The organism is Pseudomonas sp. YNh, from assembly GCF_037993085.1.
Taxonomy (GTDB): Bacteria; Pseudomonadota; Gammaproteobacteria; order Pseudomonadales; family Pseudomonadaceae; genus Aquipseudomonas; species Aquipseudomonas putida.
This window is the reverse complement of sequence record NZ_JBBMRJ010000016.1, coordinates 90,706-110,848: the sequence shown is the minus strand read 5'-3', so window position 1 is coordinate 110,848 and position 20,143 is coordinate 90,706. Positions and strand designations below refer to the sequence as shown.

The following is a 20,143-nucleotide window of genomic DNA, read 5'->3' as shown; positions in this document are numbered from 1 at the left end:
GAGATGGGTGTATGTCAAAGTGTGGCGTGCGTGCGCGGTTATTTGGCCTGTGCACAGAAGCGGTGTCCGCCTGGGCGGTGGCGCTGGTGGCTTTGGTGGCGGGCGGCCTGTTGACGGCCGCCTTGGCGCTTGCCGCGCAGACGTTCTACAAGCAGCAGTTGCGCCAGCGTTTCGAGTTGCTGGCCAGCGAGCGCTTCAGCCGCATTGCCGAGCGTTTTGATGAACAGCAGCAGCGCCTGGACGGCCTGCGGCGGTTCTTCAGCTTTTCCAACGAAGTCACCCCGCTCGAATTTGACGGTTACGCCCGGCCATTGCTGCAGCGCACCCTGGCCTACGCTTGGGCGCCGCGTATCGAAGCAGCGCAACGCACCGAGTTCGAGCGCCATGCCAGTGAGCATTCAGGCACGGGCTATGTGATCCGTGACCAGGACGCGCAAGGCCAATGGCGCCCTGCGCCGCTGCGCGACCATTACTTCCCTGTGCTGTATACCCAATCTGGTGAAATGCCAGGGTTGCCCTATGGGCTGGACCTTGCCGGCCAGGCTGCATCCCAGGCTGCCCTGGCACGGGCACTCGGGCCTGGCAGCATGGCGGTGTCCGAACCCCTGGCCATGTACGAGATCCCATCGTACGCGCGTGGCTTGCTGCTGGTGGCGCCGGTGTTTTCCGACGCTAATCCGCATGGCGCAGCAGTAGGTTATGTGACGGCCTTGCTGAGCATGCGCGAGCTGGTCAGTGATGGGCGGCCAGTGGCGGCGGATGACAACCTGGTGGTGCGCATCGTTGATCCGTCCGGGTTGCAGGGGCCGGAAGTGATGTTCGATTCGCTGAACCAGGTCGCCCCCTTGTCGCTGGCCAGCAATCAGCAGTTGCACCTGGCCGATCACCACTTCCAGTTGAGCATCCTGCCGAGCCTGGCGTTCGTGCAGGCCAATCGTTCGTCGGCAGTGCTGGCGGTGGTCCTGCTGGGTGGGTTGTTGAGCCTGCTGCTCAGTGCCTTGCTCTACAGCCTGTTCAGCCAGCGCCAACGCGCCTTGGCCCTGGTCGAGCAGCGCACCGCCGAACTGCGGGTCAGCGAGCAGTCGCTGCGCGGCACTCACAACCAGCTGCGCAGCGTGCTGGATGCGGCGACCCAGGTGGCAATCATCGCTACCAACCTCAAAGGTGTGGTCAGTACCTTCAATGCCGGCGCAGAGCGTATGTTCGGCTACCCGGCCAGCGAGGCGATCGGCCAGTTGCGCCTTGAGAACCTGGTGCTGCCCGAGGAACTGAGCCAGCGCGGCCATGCCCTGAGCCTGCGCTATGGTCGCCCGATTGCCGGTGGCCAGGCCATGTTCGCCGAAACGGTGCAAGCGCATGGCGCTGAACCCGGAGAATGGACCTTGTTGCGCGCCGATGGCAGCCAGTTGGTGGCCAACATGCTGGTTACCGCCATGCTGGATGAACAGGGTTTGTGGGTTGGCTACCTGGCCATCTGCATTGATGTCACCGAGCGGCGTCGGGTACACGAGGCGCTGGCGGCCCGCGACCGGCTGCTGGAAAAGCTCAGTGCCGAGGTGCCGGGGGGCATTTACCAGTATCGCCTGGATGCCAACGGCCATTCGTGCTTTCCCTATGCCAGCCAAGGCCTGTACGACATCTACGAAGTGGACCTGCAGCAATTGCGCGAGGATGCCACGCTGGTGTTCGAGCGCATCCACCCCGATGACCTGGACCGCGTGCGCCGCTCGGTGCGTTACTCGGCCGAGCACCTGGCGCCGTGGCGCGAGGAATACCGGGTGTGCCTGCCGCGTGCCGGCCTGCGCTGGGTCCGTGGCGAAGCGACGCCAGAGGTGGGGGAGCAAGGCTGCACCCTGTGGCATGGCTACCTGACGGATATCTCCGACCTCAAGGGTGTGGAGGAGGAATTGCGTGCGTTGTCGGTCACCGACTCGCTGACTGGCATCCATAACCGCCGCTACTTCCAGGACCGGCTCAAGGCCGAACTGGAGCGCGCCCAGCGCGACGGCCTGGCGTTGGCCGTGATCATGCTCGACATCGATCACTTCAAATGCATCAACGACCGCTTCGGCCATGCCATGGGTGACCGGGTGTTGCGCAGCTTGTGCCAGCGTATTGGCCAGCGCTTGCGGCGTACTGATGTGTTCTGCCGGCTGGGTGGGGAAGAATTCATGGTGTTGTGCCCGGGCAGCGATGCCGAGCAGGCGCGGCTGCTGGCGCTTGAGTTGTGGCAAGGGGTGCGCACGGTGCCGGTGGACGGCGTGGGCCAGGTGACCGCAAGTTTTGGAGTGGCGGGCTGGCGGCCGGGGGAGGGCGCCGATGCTTTGCTGTTGCGGGCTGATGCGGGTGTCTATACAGCCAAGCAGGCCGGGCGGGACCGGGTGGAAGGGGAATCCGCCTGATAGCTGCCAGTTGTGGGTACTGGCCCTTTCGCGGCTAAAGCCGCTCCCACAGGATCTTCACAGCGCTTGAGGCCTGTGCAGTACCTGTGGGAGCGGCTTTTGCCGCGAAAGGGCCGGTACTGGCTGACCAATCAGTTGGCCGCGGTGCTGCCTGCCAGCTTCGGCTGGCGATACAGGTCGAGCAGCACCTGGTCGAGCACCTGCGAGGCACCCCACGGTTTCGGGTCGTTGAGAATCGCTGCCACCGCCCAGGTATGGCCGTTGCTGTCGCGGCTGAAGCCGGCAATCGCCCGCACGGTGTTCAGCGTGCCGGTCTTGATGTGCCCCTCACCGGTCATGGCGGTGCGCTTCAGGCGCTTGCGCATGGTGCCGTCCATGCCTACCAGCGGCATCGAACTCATGAACTCGGCAGCGTAGGGGCTCTTCCAGGCAGCCTGCAGCATCTGGGCCATTTCCCGGGTGCTGACCCGCTCGGCACGCGACAAGCCAGAGCCGTTCTCCATCACCAGGTGCGGCGCGGTAATGCCCTTTTTCGCCAGCCATTGGCGCACTACGCGCTGGGCGGCGCGGGCATCGTCGCCATCGGCATCGGTGCGGAACTGCGCGCCAAGGCTCAGGAACAGCTGCTGGGCCATGGTGTTGTTACTGTATTTGTTGATGTCGCGGATCACTTCCACCAGGTCTGGCGAGAAGGCGCGGGCCAGCAGGCGAGCACTCTTGGGCACGTTCTCGATGCGGTCGCCACCCTGGATGCTGCCGCCCAGCTCGTTCCAGATCGCGCGCACGGCACCGGCGGCGTAGGTTGCGTGGTCGAGCAGCGACAGGTAGGTCTGCGAGTTGCAGCCGTCACCCAGCTGGCCACTGACGGTTACGCTGATGCCATCGGCCTGGGGTACCGGGTTGTAGCGCACATCGCCAGTGCACTGCTTCGAAGCCACCGCCTTGACCTGGTTGTCGATACGGATGCTGGCAATCGGTGGCTCGACCGCGACGGTGACTTTGCCCCCATCGTTGCGGGCAACGAAGCGCAGGGCCTTGAGGTTGACCAGCAGCGAATCGGGCTTGACCAGGAACGGCTTGTTTTCATCGCCGCCGTCATCATTGAACTGCGGCAGGTTGGGTTGCACGAAGTGGCTGCGGTCCAGCACCAGATCACCGGTGATGGTGCGCACGCCATTGGCGCGCAGGTCACGCATCAGCAGCCACAGCTTTTCCATGTTCAGCTTCGGGTCGCCGCCCCCTTTGAGGTACAGGTTGCCATTGAGCACGCCGTTGCTCAGGGTGCCATCGGTATAGAACTCGGTTTTCCACTGGAAGGTGGGGCCAAGCAGTTCGAGGGCAGCGTAGGTAGTGACCAGTTTCATGGTCGAGGCCGGGTTTACCGAAACATCGGCATTGAACACGGTCGGCGTGCCGGGGCCGTCCAGCGGCAGCATTACCAGCGACAGGGCTGTGTCCTGCAGCTTGTTGGCCTTGAGCGCCTGCTGCACTTTGGCGGGCAGGGTGGTATTGACGGCGGCGGCCTGGCTGGGCAATGCGAGTGGCAACAGCAGGCTTGCAAGAATGAAGGGACGAAGCGTTTTGATCATAATGGATAAATACCCTGCGGCGAGGGAAAAGGGCATTGGGGCTGTAAGGGATGATGGCCCCACGACGAAAGAGTACGCATTATGCCCCAAGCGTAGCGACGATGCGCCACGTTCGACGGAAAAGCACCGCCAATAAAAAAGGCCACCCGCAAGGGCAGCCTTTTCAGCGATCAAGCCAGGCAGGTATCACTCAGCCTTGTTGATCGGCTTTTCCGGGTACCAGGCGTCCAGCAGCGGGCTGACTTCGATCTTGGTCAGTTCGCTACGGCCCTTCAGCCAGGTTTCAACGGCAGCGCGCTGTTCTTCGCTGGCCGAGCCGCGTTTGACCGAGCACACCAGGCCGTAATCGTCACCGCCTACATAGTCCAGGCCGTTGGCGTCCATCGCTTCTTCCAGGAACGCATCGAGGAAAGCATCGATTGCCTGGTCATCCAGATCTTCCTTGAATTCCAGGTTCAGCTCGAAGCCCAATTCCTGAAACTCGTCGACACACAGCTTTTTGCGCAGACGACGGGAGCGGTTTGTGGCCATGAAACAATCCTCTTAGGTAATAACGCCGCGCAGTCTACCAGTTAACACGTCTGGCTGCCTGCCTGAGTGCACGCGCCGGTGGCCAGTTCCTTGGCCAGAGCCCGTTCTACACGGCACATGTGCCGCGCCAGTGCCTGGCGCCGCAGGCGCAACAGGTGCGTGGGCAGGCCGCGGGCCTCCAGCGCCTCGCAGGCCTGCATCAGGTCGGGGGCTTCCAGCATGCGGGCCGCACTCAGCACCTTGTGGGCCTGCTCGGCAATGGCGTCGCTGTCATGCTCCGGATGCAGCGCCATCAAGCTGGCCAGGTCGGCCTGCAGGCTTTGCTGCAAGACCTGCAGGAAGCGCTGGCGGTCGGCGGGGTCATGCCCGACCACTGCAGCCAGGCCGTCCAGATGGTAAAGCTTGCGCCGGGGCTTTTGCTGGCGGCGTGGACGAATGCTCGCCAGGTGCTGGCTGAGGGTGCCCAGGCTGATCGGCTTGAGCAGGCAGTCGTCCATACCGGCGCTCAGGCACCGGCGGCGCACCTCTGGCTGCGCATTGGCGGTATAGCCGAGAATGGTGCAGCGCAGCCGCTTGCCATGACGTTCTTCGGCACGGACGGCGGTCGCCAGTTGGTATCCGTTCATATGCGGCATGTTGCAGTCGAGCACCAACACATCGAAGTCGCCTGCGCGCCAGGCCGCCAGGCCTTCGCGGCCATCGCGGGCGCTGGCGTGGGGCAGGCCCAGGTAGCCGAGCTGCTGCGCCATCAGTTGCAGATTGGCCGGGTGGTCGTCGATCACCAGTACGTTCAGCCGCGGGTCAGGCACATCGAGGTGCTCGAGGAGCGGCGCTGGGGGTGGGGCGGCGTCAATCCGCTGCAGCGGCATCTTCAGGCGCACCTGGGTGCCAACATCTTCCAGGCTCTTGATGGTCAGGCTGCCGCCCATCATTTCGCACAGGCTGCGGCAGATGGCCAGGCCTAGCCCGGTACCGGCACGGGCGCCCTGGCTGTGCGGGTTGGCCTGGATGAACGGATTGAAGAGGCGTTGCAGGTCGTCGGCGTGGATGCCGATGCCACTGTCGCGTACTTCCAGTTCCAGCACTGCGGGCGTGGTGTTGCCGTCATCCTGCAGACTGACGCCGATACGGACCTGGCCATGCTCGGTGAACTTGATGGCATTGCTCACCAGGTTGGACAACACCTGTTTGAAGCGCAGGGGATCGAGCACTGCGTGGCAGCGCGCGGCGGGTGCAATCCTTACCTCCAGAGCAAGGCCTTTCTGGCGCGCCTGCCCCTCGAAAATACGCCCTACCGATTCGACCAGTGCTGCAAGGTCGACGACCTCCGGTGCCAGGGACAAGTGGCCAGACTCGATGCGCGCGATGTCCAGAATATCGCCGATCAGGCCCAGCAGGTCCTTGGCTGAATGGTGGGCCAGCTGCAGTGCGCTGCGGTCTACCCGGCCCTGGTCGGCGCGCTTGACTGCCAGTTCGAGCATGCCGATGACGGCATTCATCGGGGTGCGGATTTCATGGCTGATGGTGGCCAGGAAGGTGCTCTTGGCGCGGTTGGCATCGTCGGCCTGCTGCTTGGCCTGACGCAGTTCCATGACCAACTGGCGGCGCTCGCTGATGTCGATCCAGCCGCCGATGATGCCCTGCACCTCTCCCAGCGAGTCGCGGTACGGCAGTATCCAGTGATAGATGGTCATTTCGCGGCCCTTGATCCGCAGTGGCCGGTCCATGATCAACGGCGAGCCTGCGGCCATGACTTTCAGGTAGTCGGCCTGGATCTGCCGGGTTTGCTCTTCGTCGGCAAAGAGGCTGCCGTCCAGCTGTTTGCCGATGACTTCATCGGAGCGGGCCTGCACGGCTTCCAGATAGCTGTAATTGCAGCTTTGCAGGCAGGCCTCGCGGTCACGTACGTACATGGGGTGAGGGGTACCGTTGAGCAGGGCGCGCATGAACGCCAGTTGGTCGTTCAGTGCTCGTTCGGCGCGTTGGCGCTGGCGAATCTGCAGGCGCAGGCGGGCGTTCCAGAGCAAGGCCAGCAACAGCAGCGCGACCATGCCCAGCACCACCTGCAGCGCAAGCTGGCTGTAGCCTTTGCCGTTACCATCGTCGTGCTGGCCGAAGCCGCGCCAGCGGTTGTTGATTACCCCCAGCTCTTCTGGCGAAATGCTCAGCAACGCCTTGTCGAGGATCGACATCATCGCCTGTGACGGAGTGCTGGTGGCCATGGCGAAGTTGGCGGGCTCGCTGCCTACCGTGGTGCGGATGACCAGCCCAGGGTTGTTGGCCAAGGCATGGTTTGCGTCGAGCAACGTGGTAATCACTGCGTCCACCGCCCCGCTGTTGAGCAATGCCATGGAATAGAACCCGCTTTCGGTCTCGACCCAGCCGATTGCCGGATAGTGCCGCGAGAGCTTTGCGTTCATGGCGCTATAGCGGGTAATGGCCACGCGATGCCCCTGCAACTGATCGAGGGTGTTCAGGGCCATATCGTCCTTGCGGCCTACCAGCACGAAGGCGCTCTCCAGGTAGGGCCGACTGACTTGCAGGTCATCGTCGGTCACCGCGCCGGTGGCCAGTGCGGCAATCACATCAGCGCGGCCATCCTTGAGGCGGGCGATCATGTCGGCGATGCCGCTGGTACGCTGCACTTCAAAACGCAAGCCGGTGCGCAAGCTGATGAACTCCAGCAGGTCGGCGGTGATGCCGCGAAAATGCCCCGAGCCATCGAAATACGATAGCGGCGCAGCCGTATCATCGATCGTCACGCGCATCACCGGGTGATCTTGCAGCCATTGTTCCTCGGCGTCGGTCAGTTGCAGCTTGCGCTCGGTCAGCAGCAGGTCGCTGCCGGCGCTCCAGCGCTTGAAGATGCTGGCGCGCAGGGCGGGGGGCTGGCTGTCCAGTGTGGCGTTCACCACCTCCAGCAGCAGCGTGTCCTGCTGGCGCAAGGCAAAGCCGAAGCCGATGGCCTCGTGCTTGCCGAAATTGGCCATGCGCAGACGCGGCAGGTGGCCGCGGTTAAGCAGATAGTGGGTGGAGATGGTATCGCCGATGTATACGTCGGCCTGCCCGAACGCCACGGCGTTCAAGGCCTGGCTGGAGGAGCCAAAGGCCAGCAGCTCGGCCATGGGGTAGGTGCTGCGTACCTCCTGCTTGGGCAGGTAATGGTAAAGCATGCCCAGGCGCAGGCCGGCCAGGTCCATGTCGAGCGCCCGGCTTTCGTCTTCGCGTGTTACCAGCACCGGCTGGTCAACGGCATACGGTTGCGACAGCGCCAGGCCGTCGCTGGCCGCTTCGTAGCCATTGGCGCTGCCAAGCAGGTCGATATCACCATGCCTGAGCGCCTCCACCGCCGCCTGCCGACTGGGGAAGCGCAGCACCCGTATGGGTAACTGCAGGGCTGTGCCGATCAGGCTCGCGTACTCGGCGGTGAGGCCCTGGTAGTCGCGGCCGCCACTGGTGATGTCGAACGGCGGGTAGTCTGGCGCCGACGTGCCCAGTACCAGTTCCTGACGGCCTTCGAGCCATTGCCGTTGTTCGGCCGTGAGCATGGGTTGGGTCGGCTTGGCCGATGACCGAGCCAGTAACGTATAGGACGAGGCCCCTTGATAGGTGGCCTGCGCTACGCCGCTGAACAGGAGCAGGGCGAGCAGCAGGCGAGCAATAGGGTGCGGCATGACCACCCTCAGACCAGCGCGTTGCGTTTGGCTATTTCGATCAGGTCAACCAGTGTACTGACCTGAAGTTTGTGCATGAGGCGCTTCTTGTAGGTGCTGACAGTCTTGCTGCTGAGGAACATGCCCTTGGCAATTTCCTTGTTGCTGCGGCCTTGGGCGAAGAGTTGCAGTACCATCAGTTCGCGGTCATTTACCTGGCGGAAAAGTTGCAGCTCGGTATCGGTTGTCTGGTTGTGTTTTATTGCCTGGCTGGGGAAGTAGTTGTAGCCGGCCAGTACCGCCTTGATAGCACTGAGCAGTTCGCTCAGGTCTTCCTGCTTGCACACATAGCCTGCGGCGCCGGAGTGCATGCAACGCACGGCAAACAATGCCGGAGACTGGGCGGTCAATACCAGAACCTTCAATGGCAGGGCCATGGCCTGGAAGCGGGAAAGTACCTCCAGGCCGTCTAGCTTGGGGATGCTGATGTCGAGGATGACCAGGTCGGGCGCGGCTTCACGAATCATCTGCATGGCGTCCACGCCGTTGTCCGACTCGCCGACGATCTTGTAATTCTGGTTTTCCAGCAACATACGGACGGCCAGGCGGATGACAGGATGATCGTCGACAATAAATATGGAATGCATGTTCAACTTCCCTGCGGGCGATTGAGGGGGACAACCGGCACCTTATCGCAGTTGGAAGTCATCGGGCATGCGGGGGAGGGCGATTCGCTCCTTATGGGAAATGGCTTACAAGATAAAACAAAACGGGCTACGAATTTTTTGTGTTTGACCCAATGTCAAAGCGTCTTTGGTAACTTTTCATGGGCTTTTATTCGTACTGTTTAACTTGCTGCCAGTATATGTAGGAAGTTTCCTGCAATACGCGGTGCAGCACCGGCTGAGGGGCCGTGGCTGCACCGGCGTGATTCAGGTGGGGCTGGAGCGCCCGGTCATTTCGCGGGCCATTTCGCTGGCATAGCTGTCGGTCATCCCGGCGATGAAGTCGATCATGCGCAGGAACGCGCTGTGCAGCGAGGCATGCGGGTCCGGGGCATTGTTGCCGATCAGGTCCAGTACCCGGCGGCTCTTGAACGAGGGGGTGCGCCCGCCGTGCTGTTCGAGCGCTGCGCCACAAAAGGTGTTGAGCAGAATCTCCAGGGTGGTGTAGGCGCCGATTTCGTGCAGGGTCTTGCGCTTGTCCTGGAAGATCTTGTTGCGCGCCATGTCCTTGGCCTGCAGCACGCAGCGCTTGGCCGGGCCGTGCATGTGCTCGACCAGGTCGCCTGCCAGGTGTCCGGCCAGCAATGCCTGCTGCTGCTCGACGAACGCATGGGCGGCGGCGTTGGTCAGGTGCTCGATAGCCTTGCCACGCAGAATCGCCAGCTTGCGCCGGCGGGAATCGCGTGGGCCTAGCTGGCGGTAAGTTTCTGGCAGGTCTTCGCCGACCAGGTCAAGCAGCAGCGTTTCGACTTCGGCGTATTCCAGCAACTCCATTTCCAGGCCGTCTTCCAGGTCGATCAGCGCATAGCAGATGTCATCGGCGGCCTCCATCAGGTACACCAGCGGGTGGCGCGCCCAGCGTTGCTCTTCCAGTTGCGGCATGCCGAGCTTGCGGGCGATCTGCTCAAGCAGGGGCAGCTCGCTCTGGTAGCTGCCGAACTTGTGCTTCTTGTAGCCCAGCGCGTCGGCGTGGCGCGCGCTCCAGGGGTACTTCAGGTAAGTGCCGAGGGTGGCGTAGGTCAGCCGCGTACCGCCGTCGAACTGGTGGTACTCCAGCTGGGTGAGTACGCGAAAGCCTTGGGCATTGCCCTCGAAATTCAGGAAATCAGCCCGCTCGTCGTCGCTCATGTCATCCAGCCACCCACGCCCGGCGGCCTGCTGGAACCAGTGGCGGATGGCGTCCTCGCCGGAGTGGCCGAATGGCGGGTTGCCGATGTCGTGGGCCAGGCAGGCTGACTGCACGATCATCCCCAGGTCGCTGGGGGCGCACCAGTCGGGCAGGTTGTCGCGCAGGGTTTCCCCGACGCGCATGCCGAGCGAGCGACCTACGCAGCTGACTTCCAGCGAGTGGGTGAGACGCGTGTGGATATGGTCGTTGCTGGTAACCGGGTGCACCTGGGTCTTGCGCCCGAGGCGGCGAAAGGCGCCGGAGAAGATGATGCGGTCATGGTCTTTGTGGAAAGGGCTGCGCCCGAGTTCATCGGCGCTGTAGAGAGCTTTGCCCAGGCGTTCACGGGTGAGCAGGGTGTGCCAGTCCAAGGCGCATTCTCCTGTGGATCGAAGGAAGCAGCATATCCTGTAGGAGCAGCCTTGTGCTGCGAAGAGGCCCGTTTGATCGATACACGTGTGTTACCGGGCCGGCCTCTTCGCAGCACAAGGCCGCTCCTGCAAAGGAATGTGCAGGGCTCAGGGGCGGCGGTTGCCTTGCAGGTACAGGCGCACCAGCGGCAGCAGGCTGCTGCCCAGGCGCACCAGCCGCGCCAGGTTACCGCTGCGCACGCCCTTGCCGGTGAGGAAACCCAGCGCCACCACGGCGCCAATCCCCCACAAAGGCGCATGCTTGATCCCCAGCCCTTCATGCAGCGAGCTGCCCATGCCGCGCACGCGGCGCAGCGGTTCCATCAGTTGGCCGGACTCATGGCGAATTTCCTGGCGGTGCATCTCCATGCGCAGGCGCAGCAGTGCTTTGCGCAGTTCGCGCGGGTTACGGGTGTTTGGCAGTTGTGGCAGGCTCATGGCAACAGGCGCTCCCGGTCCTTGGCGAGTTCGTCGAGGGTGGCCCCGAAGGGCGACGATTCGTCGAACACCGCAGCCTTCAGGCGCAAGCCGCAGTACAGCGCGGCAAGGCCATAGAACACGCACAGGCCGATGATGCCGGCCAGGCGATAACTGTCCCACAGCAGCACCAGCAACAACCCGGACAGGGCCGTCAGCAGCAACAGGGCAAACACCAGGGCCAGGCCTGCGAACAGCAGCAGGCTCAAGGTGCGGCCCTTTTGCTCCTGCAACTCGATGCCGAACAGTTCGATATGGCTGTGCAGCAGCCCCAGCGCTGCGGCGCCCAGGCGCTTGCCCGAGGCGCTGGCGCCGTTGGCGTCATTCTCCATGGGAACCCCTTAGCGCCGGTTGGCCAGCAGGCCGATCAACAGGCCGACACCGGCCGCGATGCCGATTGCCTGCCACGGGTTTTCCTGCACGTACTGCTCGGCGCTGCCCAGCGCGGCTTGGCCGCGTTCGCGGACAGAGTCCTGGGTCAGTTGCAGGGTTTCGCGAGCCTGGGTCAGGCGGTCGTGAATCTGTTCGCGCAATTCGTCGGCCTGGTCGCCGGCCAGGTTGGCAGTGTCGGCCAGCAGCCGCTCGGTGTCGCGTACCAAAGCCTGGAAGTCAGCCATCAGAATTTCTTGTGCAGTCTTTGCCGATTTGCTGGCCATGGGCCTCTCCCTGTCGATGAGTGATGGTAATTCGAGTAATAGCACGCGCGGAAGGTTCAAGTGCCGGTGCTGGTATGGGCCTTGCTAAGGCATTGCCACGTTGCGGGGCGTCGCTGGCAGCTATTGCGCCGATTCAGGGCGCTAGCGCAGCGGGTACCGATAAACCTTAACCCAATCCTCGACAAACCCAAGAAAAAACCACGCAGGCTCCGACCCGGTCACCGAAACAGGGCAGGGGGCTGGCACCGATTCGGTGCAGGGATGCAGGTTCTTGAACTGTCCTGGTGCCTTTTTCAGCAGGTCTGCCTATTTCATGGAAAACATGCACAGCGCGATGGACTCCCTGGTCCACGGTTCCAATACCCTGTTCATTCTCATGGGCGCCATTCTGGTGCTGGCCATGCATGCCGGCTTCGCGTTCCTCGAAGTGGGCACGGTGCGCCACAAGAACCAGGTCAACGCCTTGTCGAAGATCCTCAGCGACTTTGCCATTTCGGCACTGGTGTATTTCTTCATCGGTTACTGGATAGCCTATGGCGTCAATTTCTTCCAGCCGGCAGCGGCGCTGGCGGTCGACCATGGCTATGCGCTGGTCAAGTGCTTCTTTCTGCTGACCTTCGCTGCGGCGATCCCGGCGATCATCTCCGGGGGCATCGCCGAGCGGGCGCGCTTTGTGCCGCAACTGTGTGCCACGGCGTTGATCGTGGCGTTTGTCTACCCCTTCTTCGAGGGCGTGGTATGGAATGGCAACCTGGGGCTGCAAACCTGGTTGCAGGCCCGTTTCGGCGCGCCTTTCCACGATTTTGCAGGGTCGGTGGTGGTGCATGCCATGGGCGGCTGGCTGGCCCTTGCGGCGGTGCTGCTACTGGGCGCGCGCCGTGGGCGCTACCGCGAGGGCCGGTTGGTGGCGTTTGCGCCGTCGAGCATTCCCTTCCTGGCGTTGGGCTCGTGGATTCTGATCATCGGCTGGTTCGGCTTCAACGTGATGAGTGCCCAGACGTTGCAGGGGGTGAGCGGGCTGGTAGCGATCAACTCGCTCATGGCCATGGTCGGTGGCACCCTGTCGGCCTTGCTGGCCGGGCGCAACGACCCAGGCTTTCTGCACAACGGGCCGTTGGCCGGCCTGGTGGCGATTTGCGCCGGCTCCGACCTGATGCACCCGATTGGCGCACTAGCCACCGGCCTGGTGGCCGGCGCGTTGTTCGTCTGGTCCTTCACCGCAGCGCAAAACCGCTGGAAGATCGACGACGTGCTGGGCGTGTGGCCACTGCATGGCCTGTGCGGCGTGTGGGGTGGCATTGCCTGCGGCGTCTTTGGCCAGGCGGCACTGGGTGGCATGGGCGGTGTCAGCCTGATCAGCCAGTTGCTGGGCAGCCTGATGGGCGTTGTGGTGGCATTGGTCGGCGGCTTTGGCGTCTATGGCGCAATCCGCGCGCTGCATGGGCTGCGCTTGAGCCATGAGCAGGAGTTTCAGGGTGCGGACTTGTCGCTGCACCGTATCGGCGCCACCAGCCAGGATTGAGCCAGGTCAGGTGCATGACGGGCGCGACAGACCTAGAATAGGTTTCTCTGCATGTCAAACCGGGACCTGCCCATGCTGCCTGAATGCCAACTGTTCGGCACCCTCGGCTGCCACCTGTGTGAAGTGGCCGAAGCTGTGCTGATGCCTTTCGTCGATCATGGCCTGCTGGTGGAGCTGGTCGACATTGCCGAGAGCGAGCCCTTGTTCGAGCGTTACGGCCTGATCATTCCAGTGTTGCGACGCTGCGACAATGCCGCCGAGCTGCACTGGCCGTTCGATGCCGAACAGGTGGTGGCGTTCCTTGGGCAATGAAGGCCGCAGAGGAGTCGCAACCCTGCTCCATGATCTGTGACGCGAGCTGATGATCAGGTGCCGGCGCACTCTGGCGCCGCTACCTCCCTCATCATCGGAATAGTTCGCCATGTTGATCACCCCACATTTCACGTTCGATGAAATGACCGTATCCCAGCTCGCCGCCAGGGACGGATTCGATAACACCCCGCCCCCTGAAGCCAGGGCCAACCTGCAATTGCTGTGCGGTGCGCTGGAGCAGGTGCGCGCACTGTTCGGCGCGCCGATCATCGTCAGCAGCGGTTTTCGCAGCGAGAAGGTCAACCGGTTGATCGGCGGTGCCACGAACAGCCAGCATGTACAAGGCCTGGCGGCGGACTTCACGGTAATTGAAGTCAGCCCTCGGGAAACCGTGCGCAGGATCAGCGAAAGCGCCGTGCCGTTCGATCAACTCATCCTGGAGTTCGACAGGTGGGTGCATCTGTCGGTGGCCCCGGGCACGCCGCGTCGGCAGGTCTTGACCATGCGCAAAGGCAGTGGCTACCTGGCGGGGCTGCAATGAAGCGCATTGACGGCGGCAAGGGGATGTTCGTATGCTGTATATAAATACAGTATCGAGGTAAAGCCATGCTCAACGTCGAGCAACTCAAGTACAGCGTCAACCGCATGCCCGTGGATCGGGTGGCTGACGCCGTTCTGGAACTGCGCCTCGAAGGCCTGGTGACCGACGACCGCACGCCGTTCGGTAAAGTGCACTTCAATACCTGCTTCGCCGAAATCGAGGCCTTGTTCCAGCGTGCCGGTTACCACCGCGGGCTGGATGTGGTGGGTTACCAAGGGTTGCTCTATGCCCTTTACGACCCAGGCCGTTGGGAACCGGTGCAGGTGCTGCGCTGGCTGAAGGAACGCAGCGAGGCGATAGTCCAGGCTGGTTGAGGGCGCGGGCTTGGGCGATAATGCGCGGCCGTGAACGTTCCGAGCCCTGCCATGACCGCGCCCTTCGACCCCGCCCGCCAGCAAGCCAGCACGGTGTGCCTGCCCCCCGGTAACTGGGCGACGGTGCTTGATTGCCTGTGCGACCATTTCAAGGCCATCGACCGCGCCCAGTGGCTCGACCGTTTTGCCCGTGGCAGGGTGCTGGATGCCGAGGGCCGGGCGGTTGCCGCCGAGTTACCCTACAAGCGTGGCATGCGTTTGCACTACTTCCGCGAAGTGCCGAACGAGCGGCCGATCCCGGTGCAGGAGGTGGTACTGCACGCGGATGAACACCTGGTGGTGGCAGACAAACCGCATTTCCTGCCGGTGACGCCAACCGGTGAATACGTCGAGCAGACCTTGCTGCGCCGCCTGATCCGTCGCCTGGATAACCCGCACCTGGTGCCGCTGCACCGCATTGACCGGCACACCGCCGGGCTTGTGCTGTTTTCTGCCAACCCGCACAGCCGCAGCGCCTACCAGCGGCTGTTCCCTGAACGGCGCATCGACAAGCGCTACCAGGCCATTGCGGCGGCTTTGCCGCAGCATGCATTTCCACTGGTGCACAAAAGCCGCCTGGTGCATGGCGAGCCGTTTTTCCGTATGCACGAAGTGGAAGGGGAGGCCAACAGCGAAACTCTGGCCGAGGTGCTGGAGAAGAACGGTGAGCTGTGGCGCTATGGGCTGTCGCCAGTGACCGGCAAGACCCACCAGTTGCGCGTGCACATGGCAGCCTTGGGGGCGGGAATCTGCAATGACCCGTTCTATCCGCAGCTGCTTGATGCAGCTGATGACTACCAGCGGCCGCTGAAACTGCTGGCGCAGAGCTTGCGTTTCGAGGACCCGTTGAGCGGCGAAGAGCGCTATTTCGAGAGCCGCCTGCGTCTGGACTGGTAACACAGACCGCAGGCATACGCGGCCCTTGTGGGAGCGGGCATGCCCGCGAACACCGGCAGGGCCGGTGCCATCTACCGCGTTGGTTTCTTCGCGGGCATGCCCGCTCCCACAGGTAGGCTTCAAGGGCACTCGGTTGCTGTGGGAGCGGCTTTAGCCGCGAACACCGGCAGGGCCGGTGCCATCTACCGCGTTGGTTTCTTCGCGGGCATGCCCGCTCCCACAGGTACGTCGCAGGCTTCAAGGGCACTCGGTTGCTGTGGGAGCGGCTTTAGCCGCGAACACCGGCAGGGCCGGTGCCATCCACAGCGGTGGAGTGCTTAAGTCGCGAGCATTAGCGGTTGAACCGCTCCACCAGTGAATACTGGCTGCCCGCCGTGCTGGTCAGCTCCTCGCTCAGCAGTGCCGAATGCTGCGCCTGTTCGGCGGTCTGGTCGGCCAGTTCGGCAATGGTGCTGATGTTGCGGCTGATTTCGTCGGCCACTGCAGTCTGCTCTTCGGTAGCGGCGGCAATCTGGGTGGCCATGTCGGTGATGTTGGCCACCGCTTCGCTGATCCCCACCAGTGCCTCGTCAGCCTGCATCACACGGTCGACGCCTTCCTGCGCCTGGCGGTGGCCGGTTTCCATGGTCAGCACGGCGTTGCTGGCGGTTTGTTGCAGCTTGGCAATCAGGCCGTGGATCTGCCCGGTGGATTCGGCAGTGCGCTGGGCCAACTGGCGCACTTCGTCGGCCACCACAGCAAAGCCACGGCCCATTTCACCGGCACGCGCCGCTTCGATGGCCGCATTCAGTGCCAGCAGGTTGGTCTGGTCGGCAATGCCCTTGATCACATCGACGACGCCACCAATCTCGTCGCTGTCCTTGGCCAGTTGGGTGACCGTCTGACCGGTTTCGCCCACCGCTGCCGACAGGCGCTCAATGGCCTCGCGGGTCTCCCCGGCAATCTGCCTGCCCTGGCTGGTCAGGCGGTTGGCTTCTTGGGTGGCATCGGCGGTGCGCTGAACGTGGTTGGCCACTTCCTGTGTGGTGGCGGCCATCTGGTTGACGGCGGCGGCGACCTGCTCGGTCTCCACCCGCTGGCGCTCCAGCCCCGAAGAACTCTTGTGCGCCAGGGCGTCGGACTGGCGCGCCTGGTCGCTGAGGTGTTCGGCACTGTCCTGCAGGCGGGTCAGGCAGGTTTTCATGCGGGCATCCTGGCTGAGCATGGCCATTTCCAGACGCGCCTGTACGCCACGGCTGTCGGTAAACATCTGCGCGATCAGCGGATCGGAGGTGGTCTGCTCGGCCAGGCGCAACAGGCGCTTGAGGCCGCGCTGCTGCCAGCTCAAGCCCAGCAGGCCCAGGGGTACGGATAGCCCGGCAGCCAGAGCAAAGCCCCAGGAATGGCCCAGCCAGTTGCCGATCAGGAAGCCCACCTGGCTGATCAGGATGAAAGGCAACCAGTCCTGCAGCACCGGCAGCCACTTGTCCCTGCGAGGTACAGCTGGCTTGCCCTGGTTGATGCGCTGGTACAGTGCTTCGGCGCGGCGAATCTGCTCAGCGGTTGGCTTGACCCGCACCGACTCGAAACCGACAACCTGGTTGTTGTCGTAAATCGGTGTGACGTAGGCGTTGACCCAGTAGTGGTCGCCGGACTTGCAGCGGTTCTTGACGATGCCCATCCACGGCTGGCCCTGCTTCAGGGTTTGCCACATATGGGCAAACACGGCAGGAGGCACGTCGGGGTGGCGTACCAGGTTATGCGGCGCGCCGGTCAACTCTTCGCGGGTGAAACCACTGATTTCGATGAAGGCATCGTTACAGTACGTGATCACGCCCTTGGCGTTGGTGGTGGAGATCAACCGCTGCTGGGCAGGGAAAGTCCGTTCTCTCTGGGTAATCGGCTGGTTGTTACGCATGGGGTGATAGTCCGCAGGGCTTTGGACAGGTATCGGCAAGCCACTGGTTTTATTGAATGATTATTTAACGTTGCTGCGTTTGGTCCGGCGTTGGAGCTGTGGCGCCTGTGAAATCGAGCGCCGCCCGCGCGGCGCATCGCGGGCGGCGCTCGGTCTCGAGAGCGCCGCAAGTTCGCAGCCGTACCTCCCAGCCTCAGCCGGCGATCATCTGTCGCAACACGTAGTGCAGAATTCCGCCGGCTTTGAAGTACTCCACTTCGTTCAAGGTATCGATCCGGCACAGCACCTCGATCTGTTCCTGCTGCCCATCTTCGCGGGTGATGCGCAACGGCAGGCTCATGCCAGGGCGGATCTGTGCACCGCTCAAGCCCAGCACGTCGATCCGCTCCTTGCCGGTCAGCACCAGCTGCTTGCGGTCGTGGCCGGCCTTGAACTGCAGCGGCAGCACGCCCATGCCCACCAGGTTGGAGCGGTGAATGCGCTCGAAGCTTTCCGCCAGCACCGCCTTGACCCCCAGCAGGTTGGTGCCCTTGGCCGCCCAGTCGCGGCTCGAACCGGTGCCATATTCCTGGCCGGCGATCACCACCAGCGGGGTGCCTTCCTGCTGGTAGCGCATGGCCGCATCGTAGATCGACATCTTCTCGCCGCTTGGCACGTGAAGGGTATTGCCACCTTCTTCACCCCCCAGCATTTCGTTGCGGATACGGATGTTGGCGAAGGTGCCGCGCATCATCACTTCATGGTTGCCACGCCGCGAGCCGTAGGAGTTGAAATCGCGTGGCTCCACGCCCTTCTCGCGCAGATAGCGCCCGGCAGGGCTGTCGGCCTTGATGTTGCCGGCAGGGGAGATATGGTCGGTGGTCACCGAGTCGCCCAGCAGAGCCAGTACCCGCGCACCGTGGATGTCGGCAATGCGTGGCGGCGGTCCGCCGATGTCGTCGAAGAACGGCGGATGCTGGATATAGGTAGAATCGGCCTGCCACACGTAGGTGGCAGCCTGTGGTACCTCGATGGCCTGCCACTGCGCATCGCCGGTAAACACTTCGGCGTATTCCTTGTGGAACATAGCGGTATTGACCTTGGCCACGGCCGCCGCAATTTCCTGCTGGCTTGGCCAGATATCCTTCAGGTACACCGGTTGGCCGTCGTTGCCCGTACCCAGCGGGTCGCGGGTCAGGTCCAGGCGCACGCTGCCGGCCAGCGCGTAAGCCACTACCAGCGGTGGCGAAGCCAGCCAGTTGGTCTTGACCAGCGGGTGCACGCGGCCTTCGAAGTTGCGGTTGCCCGACAGCACCGAGGCGACGGTGAGGTCGGCGCTGCCGATGGCTTTCTCGATCGCTTCGTCCAGCGGGCCGGAGTTGCCGATGCAGGTGGTGCAGCCATAGCCGACCAGGTCGAAGCCCAGTTGATCGAGGTAAGGGGTGAGCCCCGCTGCCTCGAAGTAGTCGGTGACGACCTTGGAGCCCGGCGCCAGCGAGCTCTTGACCCAGGGTTTGCGTTGCAAGCCTTTTTCCAGGGCCTTTTTCGCCACCAGCCCGGCCGCCATCATCACACTGGGGTTGGAAGTGTTGGTGCAGGAGGTGATCGCGGCAATCACCACGGCGCCATCGCGCAGGGTGTGAGTCTGGCCTCCATGGCTGTAGTCGATCTCGCCAGCCTGGTCGGCGTTGCCCACCGCTACACCGCCGCCACCCTCGCTTTCCAGGCGGCCGACTTCCTTGGCCAGCGGCTTGGGCTGCAGTTCGATGAAATGGTCAAAGGCCTGGCTGACCTGGCCCAGCGCCACGCGGTCCTGCGGCCGCTTGGGCCCGGCCAGGCTTGCTTCGACCTCGTGCATGTCCAGTTCCAGGCTGTCGCTGAACAACGGCTCCTGCCCCGGCAGGCGCCACAGGCCCTGGGCCTTGCAGTACTGCTCGACCAGTTGCACAGTCGCGTCTGGTCGGCCCGACAGGCGCAGGTAGTCCAGGGTCACCTCGTCAACCGGGAAGAAACCGCAGGTGGCGCCATACTCTGGTGCCATGTTGGCGATGGTCGCACGGTCTGCCAGCGGCAGCTCGGCCAGGCCGTCGCCATAGAACTCGACGAACTTGCCCACCACACCTTTCTTGCGCAGCATCTGCGTTACCGTCAGCACCAGGTCGGTGGCGGTGATGCCCTCGCGCAGCTTGTCGGTCAGTTTGAAGCCGATCACCTCGGGGATCAGCATCGACACGGGTTGGCCGAGCATGGCCGCCTCTGCCTCGATGCCACCGACACCCCAGCCGAGCACGCCCAGGCCATTGATCATGGTGGTGTGCGAGTCGGTACCGACCAGGGTGTCGGGGAAGGCGTAGGTGCGGCCATCGGCTTCACGGGTCCACACCGTGCGGCCCAGGTATTCCAGGTTGACCTGGTGGCAGATGCCGGTGCCCGGCGGCACTACGCGGAAGTTGTCGAAGGCGCTCTGGCCCCAGCGCAGGAAGGCATAGCGCTCGCCATTGCGCTGCATTTCGATATCCACGTTCTCGCCGAAGGCCTGCGGCGTGCCGTAATGGTCGACCATTACCGAGTGGTCGATCACCAGGTCCACCGGTGACAAGGGGTTGATCCGCTGCGGGTCGCCGCCGGCCTTGGCCATGGCTGCGCGCATGGCGGCCAGGTCGACCACGGCCGGCACGCCGGTGAAGTCCTGCATCAGCACGCGCGCCGGGCGGTATTGGATCTCGCGGTCGGAGCGCCGCTCGCTTAACCATTGGGCAATGGCGCGCAAGTCATCGCCGGTGACGGTTTGGCCGTCCTCCCAGCGCAGCAGGTTTTCCAGCAGCACCTTCAGCGACATGGGTAGGCGTTGCAGGTCGCCCAACTGGCGGGCGGCCTCGGTAAGGCTGAAGTAGTGATAGGTCTGGTTGCCGACCTTGAGGGTGTTGAGGGTGTTCAGGCTGTCGAGCGAGGGCATTGCCAACTCCTTCTG

16 protein-coding genes are annotated in these 20,143 nt (G+C 63.4%); 6 read left to right on the top strand and 10 right to left on the bottom strand.

Annotated elements, in window-relative coordinates; genetic code table 11:
- The first annotated feature begins 11 nt into the window (after nucleotides 1-11).
- Nucleotides 12-2,402 carry a sensor domain-containing diguanylate cyclase gene (locus tag WF331_RS17745; protein WP_284361463.1) on the top strand — a complete coding sequence of 797 codons (2,391 nt, stop codon included), beginning with the start codon at nucleotides 12-14 and terminating at the stop codon, nucleotides 2,400-2,402.
- A gap of 131 nt (nucleotides 2,403-2,533) precedes the next feature.
- On the opposite strand, the gene dacB is transcribed toward WF331_RS17745, so the two are convergent.
- The 8 genes from dacB to WF331_RS17705 form a co-directional block, all read right to left on the bottom strand.
- Nucleotides 2,534-3,991 carry a D-alanyl-D-alanine carboxypeptidase/D-alanyl-D-alanine endopeptidase gene (gene dacB, locus WF331_RS17740; protein ID WP_016500780.1) on the bottom strand — a complete coding sequence of 486 codons (1,458 nt, stop codon included), beginning with the start codon at nucleotides 3,989-3,991 and terminating at the stop codon, nucleotides 2,534-2,536.
- Nucleotides 3,992-4,177: 186 nt separating this feature from the next.
- Nucleotides 4,178-4,522 (bottom strand): YggL 50S ribosome-binding family protein, encoded by a 345-nt coding sequence (locus tag WF331_RS17735; RefSeq protein WP_016500779.1) that lies wholly within the window; start codon nucleotides 4,520-4,522, stop codon nucleotides 4,178-4,180.
- 41 nt (nucleotides 4,523-4,563) lie between these two features.
- On the bottom strand, nucleotides 4,564-8,196 hold the full coding sequence (locus tag WF331_RS17730) for an ATP-binding protein (protein WP_340623161.1): 3,633 nt from the start codon (nucleotides 8,194-8,196) through the stop codon (nucleotides 4,564-4,566).
- Between the two features lie 8 nt (nucleotides 8,197-8,204).
- Nucleotides 8,205-8,822, bottom strand: coding sequence for a response regulator transcription factor (locus WF331_RS17725; RefSeq protein WP_016500777.1), 618 nt, complete (start codon nucleotides 8,820-8,822; stop codon nucleotides 8,205-8,207).
- Between the two features lie 285 nt (nucleotides 8,823-9,107).
- Nucleotides 9,108-10,439, bottom strand: a complete 1,332-nt coding sequence (locus WF331_RS17720; protein WP_016500776.1) for a deoxyguanosinetriphosphate triphosphohydrolase — start codon at nucleotides 10,437-10,439, stop codon at nucleotides 9,108-9,110.
- A 147-nt stretch (nucleotides 10,440-10,586) separates the two neighbouring features.
- Nucleotides 10,587-10,916, bottom strand: a complete 330-nt coding sequence (locus WF331_RS17715; protein ID WP_016500775.1) for a hypothetical protein — start codon at nucleotides 10,914-10,916, stop codon at nucleotides 10,587-10,589.
- Nucleotides 10,913-11,287: a phage holin family protein gene (locus WF331_RS17710; RefSeq protein WP_016500774.1), complete on the bottom strand. Its 375-nt coding sequence runs from the start codon at nucleotides 11,285-11,287 to the stop codon at nucleotides 10,913-10,915. Before WF331_RS17710 ends, WF331_RS17715 begins: the two co-directional genes overlap by 4 nt.
- A 9-nt stretch (nucleotides 11,288-11,296) precedes the next feature.
- Nucleotides 11,297-11,611, bottom strand: coding sequence for a DUF883 family protein (locus tag WF331_RS17705; protein ID WP_016500773.1), 315 nt, complete (start codon nucleotides 11,609-11,611; stop codon nucleotides 11,297-11,299).
- Nucleotides 11,612-11,924: 313 nt separating this feature from the next.
- Between WF331_RS17705 and WF331_RS17700 the strand changes: the two genes are divergently transcribed.
- The 5 genes from WF331_RS17700 to WF331_RS17680 all read left to right on the top strand — a co-directional run bounded on the left by WF331_RS17700 (nucleotide 11,925) and on the right by WF331_RS17680 (nucleotide 15,296).
- Nucleotides 11,925-13,133 carry an ammonium transporter gene (locus WF331_RS17700; protein ID WP_016500772.1) on the top strand — a complete coding sequence of 403 codons (1,209 nt, stop codon included), beginning with the start codon at nucleotides 11,925-11,927 and terminating at the stop codon, nucleotides 13,131-13,133.
- Nucleotides 13,134-13,205: 72 nt separating this feature from the next.
- On the top strand, nucleotides 13,206-13,445 hold the full coding sequence (locus WF331_RS17695; protein ID WP_019473185.1) for a glutaredoxin family protein: 240 nt from the start codon (nucleotides 13,206-13,208) through the stop codon (nucleotides 13,443-13,445).
- A gap of 109 nt (nucleotides 13,446-13,554) precedes the next feature.
- On the top strand, nucleotides 13,555-13,986 hold the full coding sequence (locus tag WF331_RS17690) for a D-Ala-D-Ala carboxypeptidase family metallohydrolase (protein WP_016500770.1): 432 nt from the start codon (nucleotides 13,555-13,557) through the stop codon (nucleotides 13,984-13,986).
- Nucleotides 13,987-14,051: 65 nt separating this feature from the next.
- The gene (locus WF331_RS17685; RefSeq protein WP_016485613.1) at nucleotides 14,052-14,360 is read left to right on the top strand and encodes a hypothetical protein; all 309 of its coding nucleotides are present in this window, start codon (nucleotides 14,052-14,054) and stop codon (nucleotides 14,358-14,360) included.
- Nucleotides 14,361-14,411: 51 nt separating this feature from the next.
- Nucleotides 14,412-15,296: a pseudouridine synthase gene (locus tag WF331_RS17680; RefSeq protein ID WP_016500769.1), complete on the top strand. Its 885-nt coding sequence runs from the start codon at nucleotides 14,412-14,414 to the stop codon at nucleotides 15,294-15,296.
- Between the two features lie 331 nt (nucleotides 15,297-15,627).
- Here the strand turns inward: WF331_RS17680 and WF331_RS17675 are convergent, their stop codons facing one another.
- Nucleotides 15,628-17,193 (bottom strand): methyl-accepting chemotaxis protein, encoded by a 1,566-nt coding sequence (locus WF331_RS17675; RefSeq protein WP_049272873.1) that lies wholly within the window; start codon nucleotides 17,191-17,193, stop codon nucleotides 15,628-15,630.
- A 193-nt stretch (nucleotides 17,194-17,386) separates the two neighbouring features.
- Nucleotides 17,387-20,128, bottom strand: a complete 2,742-nt coding sequence (gene acnA, locus WF331_RS17670; RefSeq protein WP_340623160.1) for an aconitate hydratase AcnA — start codon at nucleotides 20,126-20,128, stop codon at nucleotides 17,387-17,389.
- Between the last annotated feature and the right edge of the window lie 15 nt (nucleotides 20,129-20,143).